The following is a 17,468-nucleotide window of genomic DNA, read 5'->3' as shown; positions in this document are numbered from 1 at the left end:
GCGGTCCGCAACAGCCCGCTCAGTCCTGGCGCTGCGCAGCTCCTCCATGATCTGCGCGTGCTCTTCCGCGTCAGGCAAACCGGCTGATGCACCGGCGTCTTCCGGGTCCGGCGGGATGGGCGAGCCCGCCGCGTTGACGTCGGCGGGAAGCTCGTTCGGTTTAGGGGTTGATACTTCACTATTAATGGCCATGAGCGGGTCCTTTGCTCGGCGAGTCATGGGCGTGCGATGAACATGGTCTTTGGGGGTGGGCCGGGTGGGGATTGTGGGCCTTGGCCGGGGCGATAACCATGGTGTTGCCGTCGGGAATCCTGCTTGCTCTCACGCAGCCCAAAACCGCTGGGTACAGGGGTCGTCGGTGGCAGGATTCAACCGTCCTTCGTGCGGAGGACGGTGTCAGGCGGGGCTGGGTCCAACCGTTGTGCCTTCCCGGAAGCGGGGTCGCTGAGCGGGCAAGCGTTGTGCATGGAGCACCTCGTTAGGGTCCGGAAGTGTCTTTGTGAACACTGGAGCGGCACACTCGGAGAGCGTTCCGCAAGAATCAACAGATTTCGCAGTAAGCAACAGAGTGCGCCCCGTCACACCCCCGTGTCAAGGACTTTGGGGTCGTATTTCGGAGACTTTCCTAATGTCACTGTTGTTGCGCATCATGATGAGTGTTGCGTATCAAGCAATTCATCAAACCGAAACACGCAGGTGCTTGCGCTGGCCAAATGGACAGGCTCGACCGCTTTTAACGACCGGCGGCCGCTACCGCCGGGTGTAGCCCATTTTGGCGCTGGTCAGCAGGCCGGCTTCTTTCAGCGTTTCAACCGCGCCGGGGACGGCCTCGGGCTCAAAGCGGAACGCCGGCCCGGAAATGCTGAGGGCGCCAATCACCAGGCCAACATGGTTGAAGACGGGAACTGCCACTGCGGTCAGGCCGATTTCGAACTCCTCATGAACCATGGCGTAGCCGTTGCGGACGACGTTGAGCAGCTGGTGTTCCAGCTTTTTCCGGCTGGTGATGGTCCGCGGCGTCCTCGCCGGCAGTCCGGTTTCCTTCAAAATGCGGTCCCGGTCCGCCACGGTCAGCGCAGCCAGCAGGACTTTTCCGCTTGAAGTGGCATGCAGGGGTGTCAGGCTGCCCACCCAGTCGTATGTGGCGAGGGTTGCCGGGCCCATGGCCTGGTCCACGTTGACGGCGTAGTTGGAGCGCAGTACGGCCAGGTTCACCGTTTCCTTGAATTCGTCCGCAAGGCTTTCCAGGACGGGCCTGGCCTCCCGCACCAGGCTGAGCCGGCCGGGGATGGAACCTGCCAGCCGCAGGATGCCGAAACCCAGCTGGTACTTCCCGCGTTCGCTGTTCTGGTGGACCATCTCCCTGCTGACCAGCGACCCCAGCAGGCGCGAGGCGGTGGACTTGTGGATGCCCAGCTCTTCCGCGATTTCGCTGACCCCCGCATGGCCGGTCCGCGCCAGGATTTCCAGGACAGCGAGGGCCCGGTCCACGGACTGGACGCCGCCGTGCGGGCCGGTTGGCGCCCCGACATCGGGTCCGGGTTCGCTGTTCATGGGCACAGGGCCACCCTGTCATCCGTTCCGGGCGGGGGCAAGAGCGGGGTCAGGGCCACAGCGGACTGCGCCAGCATCAGGCGCCTACCCGATGCCGCTGCTGTGGGCCATCGCGATGGCTTCCGTCCGCGAGGAAGCACCAACCTTGCGGTAAATGTTCCGGAGGTGGAACTTCACCGTGTTCTCGCTGATATGCAGCTTCGTGGCGATGGCGCGGTTCCGTTGGCCGGCGGCCAGCAGCTGCAGCACGTCCAGTTCACGGTCGCCGAGCTTCCAGCCGGAGACATCGGCCAGCGGACGCGCCGGCGGATCCAGGGGGAGCGAGACGGCGACGTCGGAGCCCCACCCGGACATCACGTCCACGGACATGCGGCCGTGCAGGGCCTCGACGCGCTGGGTGAGCCGCACCATGCTGGGCGCCGCCGCGGACAGTTGGCCTGCGCTGTCGTCGCGGACGTTGACCAGGAGGTTCAAGCCGTCGCAGTCCCACTGCATGCGGATCCGGCGGACCCCCGACTGGTCCACCATGGCGAGCACCAGCCCGCGGACGATCGCGCGGGCCGCATGTGCCACTTCGCCGGGCAGCGCGCGGCCGTTCACGGGCGGTTCGATGAACTGCACGTCGATGCCACTGAAATGCGTGAGCGGTCTCAGGTCTTCGCGGAGGCGCTGGAAGGCGGTGGCAACCGGCTCTTCCACCATTTCCGTGGTCCGGTCGCTGAGCGTGCGGAGTCCCACCAATGCCTTGGCGGCGACGTCGGTGGCGGACTTGCGGGCCGCTTCATCGTCCAGTGCGGGGGAGCGCAAGGCCGCGAGCAGGGTTTCGAGCGTGGTGGAGTGGCTGTCCACCAGTTCCGCCGTGACCCGGACCCGTTCAGCGGAGGCCGCGCGGGATTCAATGAGGTACGACGGCGGCGCATCAGCCACCTTTTCGCGGATCCGCTCGGCGGCCAGGGTCCACAGGTAGCGGAGCATCTGCTCCGCCGCCGGGTGGTCCGCAGGATCGGGCAGGGGTTTGGGGTCGATGAGGACCAGCAGGGCATTGCTCGGCGAAGTAAGTGTCAACACGGTGCGGTCCCAGCCGGCCACGAACGCTTCGCCCTGCCACACCCCACCCTGCGGGGTTCCGGAGCCGGGCAGGGACGCCCGGATATGGTCCAGTTCCGTGATGGTCACTTGGCTGATGATGGCCTCGTCGCCGGCCTTCTTCTGCGGCCGGCCGGTGCATTCCTCGGTGAAGATGACCAGCGCGCTGCTGCCCACGTACGGGAGGGCTGCATCCCTGAGCCGCTGGGCGATGGTGGCCAGTGGCGCCGTGCATAAAGCTGCAACGGCAGCCAGCAGGGGCGGGGCCGCCGTAACGGGTGCGGGGGTGCGGACGGCCGTGGGGGTGCCGGCAACAGAGAAAGGGATCACCCGTCCATTCTACGTTGTCCGGCCATCCTGCCTATCCGTTTGGGTAGGTAAGACCGTTCAATCTTGGCGTTGGACCTGCCCGCCGGGCGAGTCAGGATTAAAAGGTAACTTTCGCTGGAAGGAGGGAGCCGTCAATTGAGCACCATTACGAACACTGATCCGGCAGACACCGATCACGTGGCCCCTGCCGATACCGCCCGGGCATTCAGCCGCAACCGGGAGCTTGTCCTGGCCGAGATCAGTGCGGTGTTCCGTCGTATTGATCCTGAACAGGTGGCGGCCCTGGTGACCCAGCTCAGGCTGGCCGACCGGGTCTTCGTGACCGGCGCCGGGCGAAGCGGCCTGGTACTGAAAATGGCGGCCATGCGGCTGATGCACTTTGGACTGATGGTCCACGTGGTTGGCGAGACTACGGCGCCCGCCATCCGTGCCGGCGACCTGTTGCTCGCGGCCTCCGGCTCCGGAACCACCGCGGGTGTGGTCAAGGCGGCCGAAACCGCTGCCGGCCAGGGTGCTGCCGTGGCCGCGTACACCACCAACCCCGGTTCGCCCCTCGCAGCTGCCGCGGCCGCCGTTGTGGTCATCCCGGCCGCCCAAAAAACGGACCACGGCTCGGCCGTTTCCCGGCAGTACTCCGGCAGCCTTTTTGAGCAGGTGCTGTTCGCAGCCACCGAAGCGGTGTTCCAGAGCCTTTGGGACGCCGACGCTGCGGCCGCCGAGGAACTCTGGCAGCGCCACGCGAACCTTGAATAGCTGACCCAGCCCAGCTTTCCCAACCTCAGCTTTGCCCATTCCAGCTCCCCAACCCAGCAGCCCCACCCAACGCAAGGAAAACCATCATGAAACTGCAAGTTGCCATGGACGTCCTCACCGTCGAAGCCGCCCTGGATCTCGCCGGCAAGGTTGCCGAATACGTCGACATCATCGAACTCGGCACCCCGCTGGTGAAGAACGCCGGCCTGTCCGCCGTGACCGCCGTCAAGAACGCCCACCCGGACAAGATCGTCTTTGCCGACATGAAAACCATGGACGCCGGGGAACTGGAAGCCGAGATCGCGTTCAACGCCGGTGCAGACCTGGTCTCCGTGCTCGGCAGCGCCGACGACTCCACCATCGCCGGAGCCGTCAAGGCCGCCAAGGCACACAACAAGGGCATCGTTGTTGACCTGATCGGTGTCGCGGACAAGGTGACCCGCGCCAAGGAAGCCCGCGCACTCGGCGCCAAGTTCATCGAGTTCCACGCCGGCCTCGACGAGCAGGCCAAGCCGGGTTACAACCTGGACGTCCTCCTCGGTGCCGGCGAAGAAGCCCGCGTGCCGTTCTCCGTTGCCGGCGGAGTCAACCTCTCCACCATCAACGCGGTGCAGCGCGCCGGTGCCGACGTCGCCGTTGTTGGCGGTTCCATCTACAGCGCCAGCGACCCCGCAGTGGCTGCAAAGGAACTCCGCGCGGCCATCATCTAGGCCGCATCCATCCCCGCCGGGCAAAGCCAGGCAGGAAACCACGACGGCGGTCCGCACCTTGGGTGCGGGCCGCCGTTTTGTGGTGGTGCTGGGCAGGCCTGGAGTCGCCGGTGCGGTGCTGCGCCGTCCAGTCGGGTTCCGGCGGCGGGGGTCCTGGCGGGAGGCCTGGTGTCATTTTCCGGTGGGAGGGGTCCTGACCGGAGGCCTGGTGTCATTTTCCGATCACCCCTTGACGCCCCTGTGATCCCCCTCATACCATTGAAGCCACACTAATATATTAGTTTGATAGCAATAGTATTTCAAAGGAGCCACCGTGGTTGAGCAGTTGAACGAGCGACTTTCCGCAGTCGATCCCGAGGTCCAGCAGGCAATCGTCCGCGAGCTGGATCGCCAGCAGTCAACGCTGGAAATGATCGCCTCGGAGAACTTCGCACCCGCCGCCGTCATGGAGGCGCAGGGCTCGGTCCTGACCAATAAGTACGCCGAGGGCTACCCGGGAAAGCGCTACTACGGCGGCTGCGAGCACGTTGACGTGATTGAGCAGCTCGCCATCGACCGCGTAAAGGACCTGTTCGGCGCAGAGTTCGCCAATGTCCAGCCGCACTCCGGCGCACAGGCCAACGCAGCGGCCATGTTCGCACTGCTCAACCCGGGCGATACCATCATGGGCCTGAGCCTGGCCCACGGCGGCCACCTCACCCACGGCATGAAGATCAACTTCTCCGGCAAGCTCTACAACGTGGTCCCGTACAACGTGCGTGAAGACGATCTCCGGATCGATATGGCCGAGGTTGAAGCGCTGGCCCTGGAGCACAAGCCCAAGCTGATCGTGGCTGGCTGGTCCGCGTATTCCCGCCAGCTCGACTTCGCCGAGTTCCGCCGCATCGCGGACCTCGTGGGCGCCTACCTGATGGTGGACATGGCCCACTTCGCCGGCCTGGTGGCAGCAGGGCTGCACCCCAATCCGGTGCCGTACGCCGACGTCGTCACCACCACCACACACAAAACCCTGGGCGGACCCCGCGGCGGAGTCATCCTCGCCAAGGCGCAGTACGCCAAGAAAATCAACAGCGCCGTGTTCCCCGGCCAGCAGGGCGGGCCGCTGGAGCACGTCATCGCCGCCAAGGCCGTCGCCTTCAAGCTGGCCGCCGGTCCGGAATTCAAGGAACGCCAGGAACGCGTCCTGCAGGGCTCCAAGCTGCTGGCCGAGCGCCTGCTCCGCGACGACGTCGCCGCAGCCGGCATCTCCGTGGTCAACGGCGGAACCGACGTCCACCTGGTCCTGGTGGACCTTCGGAACTCCGAACTCGACGGCCAGCAGGCCGAAGACGCGCTGCACCGGATCGGCATCACGGTCAACCGCAACGCCGTCCCGTTCGACCCCCGCCCGCCGATGGTTTCCTCCGGCCTCCGGATCGGTACCCCCGCCCTCGCTACCCGTGGCTTCGGTGCGGCAGAATTCACCGAAGTCGCGGACATCATCGCGACGGCGCTGATCGCCGCTGCAGGCAACGGGGCCGAGGAGGGCGAATCCCTCAGCGAGGCCACCTCCGTCGAACTCCGCTCCCGGGTCACCGCACTGGCCAACGCGTTCCCGCTCTACCCCCACCTGGTCAACGGCACCGAAATCGCAGCGTTCGAAGCAGACCTGATCGGAGCAGCCCAGTGAGCACCCACCAGCTTCCGGAGCACCCGGATTTCCTCTGGCGCAACCCGGAGCCCAAGTCCTCCTACGACGCCATCATCGTGGGCGGCGGCGGGCACGGCCTGGCCACTGCGTACTTCCTGGCCAAGAACTTTGGCATGACCAACATCGCCGTCCTGGAAAAGGGCTGGCTGGCCGGTGGCAACATGGCCCGCAACACCACCATCATCCGTTCCAACTACCTCTGGGACGAGAGCGCGGCCATGTACGAAAAGGCGCTCAAGCTGTGGGAGGTCCTGCCGGAGGAACTGGAATACGACTTCCTCTTCAGCCAGCGCGGCGTGATGAACCTCGCCCACACCCTGGGCGATGTCCGTGAAAGCATGCGCCGCGTGGGCGCCAACAAGCTCAACGGTGTGGACGCTGAATGGCTGGACCCGAAGCAGGTCAAGGAACTCTGCCCCATCCTGAACATCAACGACAACATCCGGTACCCCGTGATGGGAGCCACCTACCAGCCCCGCGCGGGCATCGCCAAGCATGACCACGTCGCATGGGCCTTTGCCCGGAAGTGTGACGAGCTGGGCGTGGACATCATCCAGAACTGCGAGGTCACCGGCTTCCTCAAGGACGGCAACCGCGTGGTAGGCGTCAAGACCAACCGCGGCACCATCAACACCGAGAAGGTTGGCCTCTGCGCCGCCGGGCACAGCTCGGTCCTGGCCGAAATGGCGGGCTTCCGGCTCCCCATCCAGTCCCACCCGCTCCAGGCGCTGGTCTCGGAGCTGCACGAACCCGTCCACCCCACCGTGGTGATGTCCAACCACGTGCACGTCTACGTTTCGCAGGCACACAAGGGCGAACTGGTCATGGGCGCCGGCGTGGACTCCTACAACGGCTACGGCCAGCGCGGGTCCTTCCACGTGATCGAAAACCAGATGGCTGCCGCCGTCGAACTCTTCCCCATTTTCGCCCGGGCACACGTGCTGCGGACCTGGGGCGGCATCGTGGACACCACCCTGGACGCCTCGCCGATCGTGGGCACCACCCCGGTGGAGAACATGTTTGTGAACTGCGGCTGGGGAACCGGCGGCTTCAAGGGCACCCCCGCTGCCGGACTCACGTTTGCGCACACCATCGCCACAGGTGCCCCGCACGAGCTGAACAAGCCGTTCGCGCTGGAACGCTTCGAAACCGGAGCCCTGATCGACGAACACGGCGCTGCCGCCGTGGCCCACTAGCCGCCGTCCCCTAGAAAGAAGACGCACATGCTGCTCATTTCATGCCCCAACTGCGGCTCGCGCGACGAGACCGAGTTCCACTACGGCGGCCAGGCCCACGTTCCCTACCCGGAAGTCCCCAGCGAACTGAACGACCGCGAATGGTCCGAGTACCTGTTCTACCGCGACAACACCAAGGGCACCTTCGCCGAGCGGTGGCTGCACAGCACCGGCTGCCGGCAGTGGTTCAACATGCTCCGCGACACCGTCACCTATGACATCCAGGCCATCTACCCGATGGGTTCGGCCCGCCCGGATTCGGCCGGCGCCCCGACCCCTGATTCCGGCACCGCCAGCCTCGCTCCGGACAGCACCACCACCGGGACCGCCGCGCCGGACGTCACCGGCACCAGCATCTCTCCCGCCACCGCCCCGGAAGGAGCAACCAAGTGACTTCCCAGAACGCCCGCCTCGCTGCCGGCGGACGCATCGACCGCAGCATCTCCTGGCGTTTCACCGTAAACGGCGAGGAATTCGTTGGCCACCCGGGCGATACGCTGGCCTCGGCCCTGCTGGCCAACGGCCGCGTCGCCGTCGGCAACTCCCTCTATGAGGACCGCCCCCGCGGCATTATGTCCGCCGGTGTGGAGGAAGCCAACGCCCTGGTCCGGATCGAACCCCGGTTCCCCGGCCACGTGGCCGAGTCCATGCTGCCCGCCACCACCATCACCCTGGTGGATGGCCTGAAGGCGGACCTGCTCAACGGACTGGGCCGCCTGGATCCTGAAGAGGACCACGCCGAGTACGACAAGAAGTACGTCCACACCGACGTCCTGGTGATTGGCGGCGGCGCCGCCGGCCTCGCAGCCGCCCGCGAAGCCGTCCGCACCGGCGCCCGCGTGATGCTGATGGATGACCAGCCCGAACTTGGCGGCTCGCTCCTCTCCGGCTCAACCGCGCCCGGCCTGGCCGAAACCATCGAGGGCAAGCCCGCCCTGGAATGGGTGGCGGATGTCGAGGCCGAACTCGTCTCCGCCACGGAATCCACCGTCCTGAACCGCACCACCGCGTTCGGCGCCTACGACGCCAACTACGTCATCGCAGTCCAGAACCGGACCGACCACCTCTCCAGCCCGGCGGCTTCCGGTGTCTCCCGCCAGCGGATCTGGCACGTCCGCGCCAGCCAGGTGATCCTGGCCCCCGGCGCCCACGAACGGCCCCTGGTCTTCGAGAACAACGACCGCCCCGGCATCATGCTCGCCTCGGCCGTCCGCACCTACCTCAACCGCTACGCCGTAGCCGCCGGCCAGCGCACCGTCATCAGCACCACCAATGACAGCGCCTATGCCGTGGCCGCAGACCTCGCCGCCGCCGGCGTCAAGGTTGCCGCCATTGTGGACGCCCGCCCCGTGCTCAGCAGCGTGGCAGCCGCTGCCGTTGAAGCCGGCATCCGGGTGCTGATCGGCAGCGCCGTGGCAGACACCTCCGCCGGCGCGGATTCCCGCCTGGACGGCGTGACCGTCCGCAGCATCAACGAGGACGGCGAACTCACCTCCGGCGTCGAACAGATCGCCTGCGACCTGCTGGCCGTCTCCGGTGGCTGGAGCCCGCTGGTGCACCTCCACTCGCAGCGGCAGGGCAAGCTGCGCTGGGATGATGACCTCGCGGCATTTGTGCCGAGCACCGTGGTTCCCAACCAGCAGAGCGTCGGTTCCGGCCGCGGCAGCTTCGACCTGGCCGACTGCCTGGCCGAAGGCATTTCCGCGGGCGCCGCGGCAGCGATCGCCGCCGGCTTCGAATCCGCCGTTGTCCCCGTTCCGCTGCAGGACGTGAAGGCTTCGGCCCCCACCCGCCAGCTGTGGCTGGTACCCGGCGCGGCAGGCACCCCGGACGACTGGCACCACCACTTCGTTGACTTCCAGCGGGACCAGTCAGTGGCTGACGTGCTGCGGTCCACGGGTGCAGGCATGCGGTCGGTGGAGCACATCAAGCGCTACACCTCCATCAGCACCGCCAACGACCAGGGCAAAACCTCCGGCGTCAACGCGATCGGCGTCATCGCCGCCGCACTGCGTACTGCCGGCGAAGCGGCCCGCGGCATCGGCGACATCGGCACCACCACCTACCGGGCGCCGTTCACCCCCGTGGCCTTCGCAGCATTGGCCGGACGCCAGCGCGGCGAACTCTTCGACCCCGCCCGCGTCACCTCGATCCACCCCTGGCACGTGGCCAAGGAAGCCCTGTTCGAGGACGTCGGGCAGTGGAAGCGCCCCTGGTACTACCCGCAGGGCGGGGAGGACATGGACGCAGCAGTGCTGCGCGAATGCGCCGCCGTCCGCGAATCCGTGGGCTTTATGGATGCCACCACCCTGGGCAAGATCGAAATCCGCGGCAAGGACGCCGGCGAGTTCCTCAACCGGATCTACACCAACGCTTTCAAGAAGCTCGCCCCGGGTTCCGCCCGCTACGGCGTGATGTGCATGGCTGACGGCATGATCTTCGACGACGGCGTGACCCTGCGCCTGGACGAGGACCGGTTCTTTATGACCACCACCACCGGTGGCGCCGCGAAGGTGCTGGACTGGCTGGAGGAATGGCTGCAGACCGAATGGCCGGAGCTGGATGTGCACTGCACCTCGGTCACCGAACAGTGGAGCACCATCGCCGTCGTCGGGCCCAAGTCCCGCGAAGTGATCGCCCGGGTGGCCCCGGAACTCGCCGCCAACGGTGGCCTGGAGCCGGAAGCCTTCCCGTTCATGACCTTCCGCGAAACCACGCTGGCCTCCGGCGTGCAGGCCCGGGTCTGCCGGATCTCGTTCTCCGGTGAACTGGCTTACGAAATCAACGTACCCGCCTGGTACGGCCTGAACACCTGGGAGTCCGTGGCGGCTGCCGGGGCCGAGTTCAACATCACCCCTTACGGCACGGAAACCATGCACGTGCTCCGCGCCGAAAAGGGCTACCCGATTGTTGGCCAGGACACCGACGGCACCGTCACCCCGCAGGATGCCGGGATGGAATGGATCATCTCCAAGGCCAAGGACTTCATCGGCAAGCGCTCCTACACCCGCGAGGACGCACAGCGTACGGACCGCAAGCACCTGGTAAGCGTCCTTCCGGTCGACAAAACCCTGCGGCTGCCCGAGGGCACCCAGCTGGTGGAGAAGGGGATCAACACCAACCCCGCAGACGGACCCGTCCCCATGCAGGGCTTCGTGACCTCCAGCTACCACAGCGCCGCCCTGGGCCGGTCGTTTGCGCTCGCACTGATCACTAACGGCCGCAACCGCATCGGTGAGACCCTGCTGGCCGCCGCAGGCGACCAGCTGGTTGATGTTGTTGTCGCAGAAACCGTACTTTTTGACCCCGAAGGGACCCGCAAAGATGGCTAACACAGCAGCACTCGAAGGCATCAATGGACTCCGGGACATCCGCCGCAGCCCGGCCTCACACCTGGCCCCCGCACTGGAAGCCGGGTCCATCGAAGGAACCGTCGTCCTGAAGGAGGGCCCGTTCCAGACCATGGCCGGCGTCCGCGTCGACCCCGGATCCGAAGCCGGCTCGCGCATCGCCTCCGTTGTTGGCGGCCTGCCGGCACGGTGCGGGGAAGTGGGCGGCACGGAGCGTGCCAGCGTGCTCTGGCTGGGACCGTCCGAGTTCCTGATGGTGGCGCCCGAAGAGGCCCACGACTCCCTGGGCGGCGACCTGATCGGTTCACTCGTGGCCGCCCTGGGCGATGCACCCGGGCAGGTGGTGGACCTCTCCGCCAACCGCACCACGTTCGAACTCACCGGACCGCGCGCCCGCGCCGTCCTGGAAAAGGGCTGCGCGCTGGACCTGCACCCCCGCACCTTCACCGCAGGGACAGCACTGAACACCGAAGTGGGCTTCATTCCGGTCATCCTGCTGAAGTCCGGCGAGGAGAGCTACCGGCTCTTCCCCCGCGCTTCGTTTGCGGACTTCCTTGGCAGGTGGCTCCTGGATGCAATGAGGGAGTTCGCTTCCCCCGAGGTCCCCTGATGGCACTTAGTGCCCTGGATCTTTTCTCTGTTGGCATCGGGCCGTCGTCCTCACACACGGTCGGCCCGATGCGGGCAGCGAAGCTGTTCGCCGAAGGACTCAAGGCCGACGGCTACCTCAGCGATACAGTCCGGGTCCAGTCGGAGCTCTTCGGCTCGCTCGGCGCCACGGGCCGCGGCCACGGCTCCGACAAGGCAGTGGTCCTGGGCCTGCAGGGCCTCGACCCGGAAACGGTGAACACCGCTACGGCTGACGACCAGGTGGCTGCCGCCGCCCTGGACGCCGAGCTCCTGATCGGCGGAAACCACCGGGTGGACTTCAACTGGGACGAGGACGTGGTGCTGCACCGCCGGAAGTCGCTGCCCGCGCACCCCAACGGCATGACCTTCCGCGCACTGGACCACACCGGGTCCGTCCTCAGCGAGCGGAGCTTTTATTCCATTGGGGGCGGCTTCGTTGTTGACGGCGATGCCGGCCCCGGTGACCAGGTGGTGGCGGACGAAACTCCGCTGCCGTACCCCTTCACCACGGCCGATGAGCTGCTGGCCATCTGCCGCCGCGAAGGAATGTCCATCTCCGACGTCATGCTGGCCAACGAACTGGTGTGGCGCAGCGAGGCGGAGCTCCGGGAGAGCCTGCTGAAGCTGTGGGCCGTGATGCGCGAATGTGTTGACAACGGCTGCGCGGCGGAAGGCATCCTTCCCGGCGGACTCAAGGTCCGGCGCCGGGCGCCGTCGTTGTTCCGCACGCTGACCGCGGACACCGGCGTCACTGATCCGCTCCGGGCCATGGAATGGGTCAACCTGTTCGCACTGGCGGTCAACGAGGAAAACGCCGCCGGCGGGCGCATCGTCACGGCCCCCACCAACGGCGCTGCCGGAATCGTGCCCGCCGTGCTTCACTACTACATCAAATTTGTTCCGGGAGCCGACGACGACGGTGTGGTCCGCTTCCTGCTGGCGGCGGCCGCCGTCGGAATCCTCTTCAAGATCAACGCCTCCATTTCCGGAGCCGAAGTCGGGTGCCAGGGTGAGGTGGGCTCGGCCTGCTCCATGGCAGCTGCCGGGCTCTGCGAGGTGCTGGGCGGAACCCCCGAACAGGTGGAGAACGCCGCCGAAGTGGGGATCGAACACAACCTCGGCCTGACCTGTGACCCCGTTGGCGGCTTGGTGCAGATTCCCTGCATCGAACGGAACGCGATCGCCAGCGTGAAGGCCATCAATGCTGCGCGGCTGGCGCTGCACGGCGATGGCAGCCACAAGGTGTCGCTGGATAAAGCCATCAAAACCATGCGTGAGACAGGAGCGGACATGAAAACCAAATACAAGGAGACCTCCCGCGGAGGACTCGCCGTTAACGTGATTGAGTGCTGAGCCATGACTGCCATTGAGGCTGAGACCTCCGCCCCCACCACCGTGGAGCATGTCCTGACGCTGGACTGCAGCGAATCGCCGGGTATTGTCCACGCCGTTTCCGGGTTCCTGCTGGAACACGGCTGCGACATCATCGACAACCAGCAGTTCGGCGAACGCTCCGAAAAGCACTTCTTTATGCGGGTGCACTTCTCGTCCGACGGCGATGCCACCACCGCGGATACGCTGCGGGCGGCGTTCACTCCAGTAGCGGAACGCTTCGGCATGAGCTGGCGGCTGGAACGGCACGGCTCCAAGCGCCGGGTGCTGATCATGGTCTCCAAGTTCGGGCACTGCCTCAACGACCTGCTGTTCCGCGCCCGGATCGGCGAACTGCCCATTGAAGTGGTGGCGGTGGTGTCAAACCACACCGACCACCAGACCCTGGTGGAATGGCACGGCATCCCGTTCTTCCACGTGCCGGTCACCGCCGCCACCAAGCCTGAGGCGGAAGCCAGGCTGCTGGAACTCGTGGACGAGCTCGACGTCGAACTGGTGGTGCTGGCCCGCTACATGCAGGTCCTCAGCGACAGCCTCACCCGCAAACTCGAGGGCCGGGCCATCAACATCCACCACTCGTTCCTGCCCAGTTTCAAGGGCGCCAAGCCCTACCACCAGGCCTACGCCCGCGGTGTGAAGACCGTGGGAGCCACCGCGCACTACGTCAACGCGGAACTGGACGAGGGACCAATCATTGCCCAGCAGACGGTGGAGGTGGACCACACCTTCGGGCCGGAGGACCTCGTGGCTGCCGGCCGCGACACCGAATGCAAGGCACTGAGCAACGCCGTGCGCTGGCACTGCGAAGGCCGCGTGATCCTGCAGGGCAGCCGGACAGTGGTGCTCGGCTGAACAGGATTTCCTGCCGTAAAACCAGGGCCGCCCCACACCTTCCTTGCGGAAGGCGAGGGGCGGCCCTGTTTTTTGTTGTTTCGGGGAAACCTGCGTCCTAAACGCCCAGGGCTTCCTTCAGTGCGGCGACGTGGCCGGTTGCCTGCACCTGGTACTGCGCCAGGGTGACGTTGCCCTGGGGGTCCAGCACCACGGTGGAGCGGACGATGCCTTCGACGATTTCGCCGTTGACCAGCTTTTCGCCCCAGGCGCCGTAAGCCAGGGCCACTTTGTGGTCCTCGTCGGAGAGCAGCGGGAAAGTCAGCGAGAAGTCGCCGGTGAAGCCGGCCAGGGCTTCGGGGGCGTCGGGGGAGATCCCGATGACCTCATACCCCTTGCCCTGCAGCGAGGCCAGGTTGTCGCGGAAATCGCAGGCCTCGGTGGTGCAGCCGGGGGTGGCCGCCTTGGGGTAGAAGTACACGATCACGTTTTTGCCGCGGTAATCGGCGAGGGCCGTTGCGTTGCCCTGGGCATCCTTCAGGGTGAAGTCGGGGGCCTGGGTGCCGGGCTGAAGCTTGGTGGTCAGGGTGGGGCTCATGGCGTTCCTTTTGAAGAATCTGTCAGGGGCAAAATTTTGGGGCAAAGCATCCAGTGAAGCGTCTTCCGTGCATATTCAACAACTCCGGCGTCATATGCAGTATTCCGCGGGACCCCGCACTGTTGCCGATTTCCCGGGGACAAACTGGTAGCCGCCGCCGCGGACCGTGGCCACCGCGTGCCGGGCGTTGCCCAGTTTGCGCCGGATCCGGCCCACGTAGACGTCGATGGACCGTTCGGACGCGCCGGGCGTCTCGAAGGAATCCAGGAAGGCCTGCAGTTCCTCCCGGGCCACGGTGCGGGACAGGTGGGTCACCAGGTACCGGAGCACCTTGAATTCGACGCCGGTCAGCGCCACCGGACGTCCGTCCAGCAGCACCTGGTCGGCGGCCAGGTCCACGGCCATGCGGCTCACGGGGCCGGCCGACGGCGGCAGCCGGGTGCCGCCGTCGTCCTCCGGTGCTGCCGGGGCGGCACCGGGAAGGGAATGTTCCGCCGCGGAGGGTTCCGGAGAGGAGTCGGCTGCAGTCCCCTCCGCGGTCGCGGAACATTCCGGCGTGGGCGCTCCGGCGGCGGGCCAGTGGACTTCCGCCTCCGGAGCAGTTTGCAGGGCGCGCGCCAGGACCAGTTCGGCGGCGCGGCGCATCAGTTCGGGACTGGTGCCATCGGCAGGGACCACCCACACGGCGAGACCGCGTGCGGCTGCGCCCTGTGCGGGGAACCGGTGCCGGGCCTCCGCCCGCGGATGGTGGGCTTCCACTGCCATGGCGCGTCCCTACACTCCGCCGCGGCGGATGAGCTTGCCGGTGGGCGTCTGGCCGTCCACCACCGCACCGCGCAGGTAGGTCCTGCGGACCACTCCGGAGAGGGCCTTGCCGTCGTAGGGGGTGATGGGGTTTTTGTGCTTGAGCTTGGACACGTCCACCACAAAGGCCTCGTCGGGGGCAAACACGGCGAAGTCGGCGTCGTAGCCCAGCGCCAGCTGGCCCTTGGTGGACAGGCGGGCCAGCGCGGCCGGCTTCTCAGCCATCCAGGACACCACCTGCTCCAGGGGGATGCCACGGTGCCGGGCCTCGGTCCAGATCAGGGACAGGCCCAGCTGCAGCGACGAAACCCCGCCCCAAGCCACAGCAAAATCGCCGTTCTCCAGGTCCTTGAGGTCCAGGGTGGAAGGGGAGTGGTCCGAGACGATGCAGTCGATGGTGCCATCCTGGAGGCCCTGCCAGAGCAGTTCCCGGTTGGCGGCTTCACGGATGGGCGGGCAGCACTTGTACGCTGTGGCGCCGTCCGGAATTTCCTCCGCCATCAGGGTGAGGTAGTGCGGGCAGGTTTCCACGGTGAGCTTCACGCCGTCGCGCTTGGCGGAGGCGATCATGGGCAGGGCGTCAGAGGACGACAGGTGGAGGATGTGCGCCCGCGCGCCGGTCCAGCGGGACCGTTCGATGACCTCCGCGATGGCCTTGTTCTCGGCGCCGCGGGGGCGGGAGGCCAGGAACGTGGAGTAGTGGTCGCCGCCGGGGTGCGGGGCACGGTCGATCGCGTGCGAGTCCTCGGCGTGGACGATCATGAGGGAGTCGAAGGATTTCAGCTCCGCCATGTCCGCTTCCATCTCATCGGCGTCCAGGTGCGGGAACTCGTCCACGCCGGAGTGCAGCAGGAAGCACTTGAAGCCGAAAACGCCTTCATCGTGCAGGGGCCGCAGGTCCGCCTTGTTGCCCGGAATCGCGCCGCCCCAGAACCCGACGTCGATGAACGCCTGGTCCTCCGCCACCTCACGCTTAAGCTTGAGGTTTTCAACGGTGGTGGTGGGCGGCACCGAGTTCAACGGCATGTCGATGATGGTGGTCACGCCCCCGGCAGCGGCAGCGCGGGTGGCGGAGGCGAAGCCCTCCCACTCGGTGCGGCCGGGCTCGTTGACGTGCACGTGAGTGTCGACGAGGCCGGGAAGGAGGGTCTCGTCGTCGGCCAGTTCGATGATCTCGGTGCCGGCCAGGCCGTTGCCCAGGGGTTCCAGGGCCACGATCCGGCCATTGCGGACGCCCACTTCGCGCGGGGCGATGCCGGCGGTGGTGAGGATGCGCTGGCCCCGGATGACCAGGTCATAACGTTCTTCAGACACGGAGGTCCTCCTTGGTGTTGGCGGTGGCGGCAGGCTTTTCGGCCGCCAGCCAGCCGCTGATCTGGGTACCCAGCTGCTCCAGAAGCGTTCCAGCCTCTGCTATGCACCTGTCTACATTGCTTTCCAGCGCGGTCAAAGCATAAATGTCCTCGAACCCTGCGGCGGCGGCCTGTTCCGGCGCCAGGGTGGTCCGCCCGCACACGGCGATGACGGGGACGCCCTGGGCTGCGGCGGCCCGGGCCACCCCGATGGGGGTTTTGCCCAGCAGGCTTTGTTCGTCCAGGCTGCCTTCGCCGGTGATCACCAGATCGGCGCCGGCGAGGCGTTCTGCGAGGCCCGTGAATTCGAGGACCACGTCGATGCCCGGGCGGCGGGTGGCGGCCAGGACGGCGATGGCCGCGTAGCCAACACCGCCTGCCGCCCCGGCGCCGGGCGCTTCGGCTGCCTTAACAGCACGGAATCCGATTTCCCTGGCCAGGACTTCGACAAACCTGGCCAGGGCGGCGTCGAGCGAGTCGACATCTTGAGGTGCGGCGCCCTTTTGCGGGCCGAAAACCCGTGCGGCGCCCTGGGCGCCCAGCAACGGGTTGTCGACGTCGGACGCCAGCACAAATCGTGTATCCACCAGACGGGGATCAAAGTCGGTGAAATCAATGGTGTGAAGATTGGCCAGCGCGGCGCCGCCGGCCGGGAGTTCGTTGTTCTGCTGGTCCAGGAACCGCGCGCCGAGGCCCTGCAGGAGTCCTGCGCCGCCGTCGGTGTTTGCGCTGCCCCCAACGCCCAGCACAATCCGCCGGCAGCCCGCATCCAGGGCGGCGCTGATCAGCTGGCCGGTGCCAAGGCTGGTGGCCGTGGAAGCTGCTTCGGCATCGGGGGCGCCCCCGGCCAGGACCTGCGGCAGCAGGGCCAGGCCGGACGCGGTAGCCATTTCGATGACTGCCTGGTGGTCGCGGACCGCGAAGTCGGCCTGGACCGGCTGGCCCGTGGGCCCGGCCACCGTGACCGTGCGGCGGGTGAACCCGGAGCCGACGGCGGCGTCGAGGGTGCCCTCGCCGCCGTCGGCCACGGGAATCCGGAGGACGTCAAGGTTGCCGCCGGCGCCTGCCTGCAGGCCTCTTTCGAGGTGCCGGCAGACGTCCGGGGCGGAGAGGGAGCCCTTGAACTTGTCCGGGGCAATGACGATCCGCATGG

Annotated in this window: 16 protein-coding genes; 9 read left to right on the top strand and 7 right to left on the bottom strand. The window is 66.8% G+C overall.

Annotation, left to right across the window (positions count from 1 at the left end; translation table 11 throughout):
- From ASF72_RS20345 to ASF72_RS10255, 3 genes are all read right to left on the bottom strand, one after another.
- A partial coding sequence (locus tag ASF72_RS20345; protein WP_157370962.1) for a hypothetical protein occupies positions 1-192 on the bottom strand: 192 nt, incomplete at its 3' end.
- A 558-nt stretch (positions 193-750) separates the two neighbouring features.
- Entirely contained in the window at positions 751-1,554 is an 804-nt protein-coding gene (locus ASF72_RS10260) for an IclR family transcriptional regulator (protein ID WP_056598575.1), read from the bottom strand.
- Positions 1,555-1,638: 84 nt separating this feature from the next.
- Complete coding sequence (locus ASF72_RS10255; protein ID WP_442854160.1) at positions 1,639-2,967, bottom strand: helix-turn-helix transcriptional regulator; 1,329 nt, start codon at positions 2,965-2,967, stop codon at positions 1,639-1,641.
- Between the two features lie 138 nt (positions 2,968-3,105).
- On the opposite strand from ASF72_RS10255, the gene hxlB reads away from it, so the two are divergent.
- From hxlB to purU, 9 genes are all read left to right on the top strand, one after another.
- Complete coding sequence (gene hxlB / locus ASF72_RS10250; RefSeq protein ID WP_082484199.1) at positions 3,106-3,723, top strand: 6-phospho-3-hexuloisomerase; 618 nt, start codon at positions 3,106-3,108, stop codon at positions 3,721-3,723.
- 86 nt (positions 3,724-3,809) lie between these two features.
- Complete coding sequence (gene hxlA, locus ASF72_RS10245) at positions 3,810-4,433, top strand: 3-hexulose-6-phosphate synthase (protein ID WP_050686032.1); 624 nt, start codon at positions 3,810-3,812, stop codon at positions 4,431-4,433.
- 313 nt (positions 4,434-4,746) lie between these two features.
- Positions 4,747-6,102 (top strand): serine hydroxymethyltransferase, encoded by a 1,356-nt coding sequence (gene glyA, locus ASF72_RS10240; protein WP_056598572.1) that lies wholly within the window; start codon positions 4,747-4,749, stop codon positions 6,100-6,102.
- A complete protein-coding gene (locus ASF72_RS10235) occupies positions 6,099-7,319 on the top strand; it encodes a sarcosine oxidase subunit beta family protein (protein WP_050686024.1) in 1,221 nt (406 codons plus the stop codon). Before glyA ends, ASF72_RS10235 begins: the two co-directional genes overlap by 4 nt.
- A gap of 27 nt (positions 7,320-7,346) precedes the next feature.
- Positions 7,347-7,751, top strand: coding sequence for a sarcosine oxidase subunit delta (locus tag ASF72_RS10230; protein ID WP_050686022.1), 405 nt, complete (start codon positions 7,347-7,349; stop codon positions 7,749-7,751).
- Complete coding sequence (locus tag ASF72_RS10225; RefSeq protein ID WP_056598569.1) at positions 7,748-10,690, top strand: sarcosine oxidase subunit alpha family protein; 2,943 nt, start codon at positions 7,748-7,750, stop codon at positions 10,688-10,690. Before ASF72_RS10230 ends, ASF72_RS10225 begins: the two co-directional genes overlap by 4 nt.
- Positions 10,683-11,318, top strand: coding sequence for a sarcosine oxidase subunit gamma (locus ASF72_RS10220; protein WP_050686019.1), 636 nt, complete (start codon positions 10,683-10,685; stop codon positions 11,316-11,318). The genes ASF72_RS10225 and ASF72_RS10220 overlap by 8 nt, the downstream gene beginning before the upstream one ends.
- Positions 11,318-12,691, top strand: coding sequence for an L-serine ammonia-lyase (locus ASF72_RS10215; RefSeq protein WP_056598566.1), 1,374 nt, complete (start codon positions 11,318-11,320; stop codon positions 12,689-12,691). Before ASF72_RS10220 ends, ASF72_RS10215 begins: the two co-directional genes overlap by 1 nt.
- A gap of 3 nt (positions 12,692-12,694) precedes the next feature.
- Positions 12,695-13,582, top strand: coding sequence for a formyltetrahydrofolate deformylase (gene purU, locus ASF72_RS10210; RefSeq protein ID WP_056598564.1), 888 nt, complete (start codon positions 12,695-12,697; stop codon positions 13,580-13,582).
- Positions 13,583-13,679: 97 nt separating this feature from the next.
- Here purU and bcp read toward each other — a convergent pair whose 3' ends face one another.
- The 4 genes from bcp to ASF72_RS10190 all read right to left on the bottom strand — a co-directional run bounded on the left by bcp (position 13,680) and on the right by ASF72_RS10190 (position 17,466).
- The gene (gene bcp, locus ASF72_RS10205; protein WP_050686015.1) at positions 13,680-14,159 is read right to left on the bottom strand and encodes a thioredoxin-dependent thiol peroxidase; all 480 of its coding nucleotides are present in this window, start codon (positions 14,157-14,159) and stop codon (positions 13,680-13,682) included.
- 90 nt (positions 14,160-14,249) lie between these two features.
- Positions 14,250-14,924, bottom strand: coding sequence for a winged helix-turn-helix domain-containing protein (locus ASF72_RS10200; RefSeq protein WP_050686014.1), 675 nt, complete (start codon positions 14,922-14,924; stop codon positions 14,250-14,252).
- A 9-nt stretch (positions 14,925-14,933) separates the two neighbouring features.
- Complete coding sequence (allB, locus tag ASF72_RS10195) at positions 14,934-16,277, bottom strand: allantoinase AllB (RefSeq protein ID WP_056598561.1); 1,344 nt, start codon at positions 16,275-16,277, stop codon at positions 14,934-14,936.
- Positions 16,270-17,466: a glycerate kinase gene (locus tag ASF72_RS10190; RefSeq protein ID WP_056598558.1), complete on the bottom strand. Its 1,197-nt coding sequence runs from the start codon at positions 17,464-17,466 to the stop codon at positions 16,270-16,272. The genes allB and ASF72_RS10190 overlap by 8 nt, the downstream gene beginning before the upstream one ends.
- Between the last annotated feature and the right edge of the window lie 2 nt (positions 17,467-17,468).

The sequence above is a fragment of the Arthrobacter sp. Leaf141 genome (genome assembly GCF_001424565.1).
Lineage (GTDB): Bacteria > Actinomycetota > Actinomycetes > Actinomycetales > Micrococcaceae > Arthrobacter.
Note: the sequence above shows the minus strand (reverse complement) of the source record. Positions and strands in the feature narration are given on the sequence as shown.

Excerpts from the sequence above, each read along its gene's own strand:
- ASF72_RS10190 (WP_056598558.1), bottom strand. The coding sequence starts at position 17,466 with ATGCGGATCGTCATTGCCCCGGACAAGTTCAAGGGCTCCCTCTCCGCC.
- ASF72_RS10230 (WP_050686022.1), top strand. The coding sequence starts at position 7,347 with ATGCTGCTCATTTCATGCCCCAACTGCGGCTCGCGCGACGAGACCGAG.
- ASF72_RS10200 (WP_050686014.1), bottom strand. The coding sequence starts at position 14,924 with ATGGCAGTGGAAGCCCACCATCCGCGGGCGGAGGCCCGGCACCGGTTC.
- bcp (WP_050686015.1), bottom strand. The coding sequence starts at position 14,159 with ATGAGCCCCACCCTGACCACCAAGCTTCAGCCCGGCACCCAGGCCCCC.
- ASF72_RS10220 (WP_050686019.1), top strand. The coding sequence starts at position 10,683 with ATGGCTAACACAGCAGCACTCGAAGGCATCAATGGACTCCGGGACATC.
- ASF72_RS10215 (WP_056598566.1), top strand. The coding sequence starts at position 11,318 with ATGGCACTTAGTGCCCTGGATCTTTTCTCTGTTGGCATCGGGCCGTCG.
- purU (WP_056598564.1), top strand. The coding sequence starts at position 12,695 with ATGACTGCCATTGAGGCTGAGACCTCCGCCCCCACCACCGTGGAGCAT.
- hxlA (WP_050686032.1), top strand. The coding sequence starts at position 3,810 with ATGAAACTGCAAGTTGCCATGGACGTCCTCACCGTCGAAGCCGCCCTG.
- ASF72_RS10260 (WP_056598575.1), bottom strand. The coding sequence starts at position 1,554 with ATGAACAGCGAACCCGGACCCGATGTCGGGGCGCCAACCGGCCCGCAC.